This is a genomic window from Vibrio sp. YT-17, assembly GCF_033337375.1.
In the GTDB taxonomy this organism is placed as follows: Bacteria; Pseudomonadota; Gammaproteobacteria; order Enterobacterales; family Vibrionaceae; genus Vibrio; species Vibrio alginolyticus.
Window position 1 is genome coordinate 1 of the sequence record NZ_JAWOQP010000217.1, and the last position, 1,017, is coordinate 1,017.

Below are 1,017 nucleotides of genomic sequence, written 5' to 3' on the forward strand. Positions count from 1 at the left end.
GAAGAAATACCCCACATTGCTTGGCAAGCCTTGAAGCATGTTTTCATCCACTAGGAATCTTTCGGCCTGTCTCACTGAACGCTCTACATCCATCGACTCTGTAAACACTGCTGACGCCTTGGTTTTCCTTACCTCATCATCAATTAGAATCTTTCCGGTCTTCTGGGCTAACCATGTGCGCGTCTCTGGGTGTTCAATCGCATAGGCAATCATCAATTTACAGTTCTCCATTACCGCACCCTCTACCGCTTCAACCTCTAAGGCTCCACAATCGGCTAAGTCACTAATGGCCTGAAAAGCTAGGATTAAATGCACGCCCTTATCCCTGACAAGACCTAGACCCGCTAAGGTGATTCTTGAAATGTGGTACTTAAATTCATCGAGGAACACCGCTACAGGTCTGTTTTCGCCCTGAGTTCTGTCACGACTTGCCGCGATCTGGAAGATTCTTTGCACAAGCATTTTCTGAACGATTTTTGTCTGTTCATTCATGCTCGAACCTACGATATACACACAACCGCCAGACTCGAAAATCTCCCGCAAATCAAAGCCCCCCAAGGCATTAACGCTATTTACTAGGGCGATTTCCTCCAATGAAGTCATAAAGCCGGCTCCACCATCTTTGAACTGTTCAGCCAATGGGGATTGAAACATTGATCGGAATGTCTGAGGCCCGTTGTTGATTTCCCCTGCAAAGACTCTTGAAGCTCTACGGTCATTGCCTTTGTGAAAGTCTGCATCTGACCCCGTTTTCTCAAGCCCAAACCCTGCTGTCATAAGCTCTTCAAGCTCATATTGAGTGATACCGGCTAACATATCGATTTGATACTCATTCGAGCGCAGGTCAAACAGGTAGAAAGGCTTGTCATTGTCTTCACAGGATTTTTTCAACACATGTCTACACCATTCATCATCTTTCGGATCGAGTACGAATACAGCCTCATCAAGTCCAATCGACTGAGCAAGCAGCATCTGAGCCGCACGACCTTTACCCGCACCAGACGAACCAATCAATTG

Annotated in this window: 1 protein-coding gene; it reads right to left on the reverse strand. The window is 46.5% G+C overall.

Going from position 1 to position 1,017, the window contains the following annotated elements:
* A partial coding sequence (locus R7F67_RS25045) for a type IV secretory system conjugative DNA transfer family protein (RefSeq protein WP_318057561.1) occupies positions 1 to 1,017 on the reverse strand: 1,017 nt, incomplete at both ends.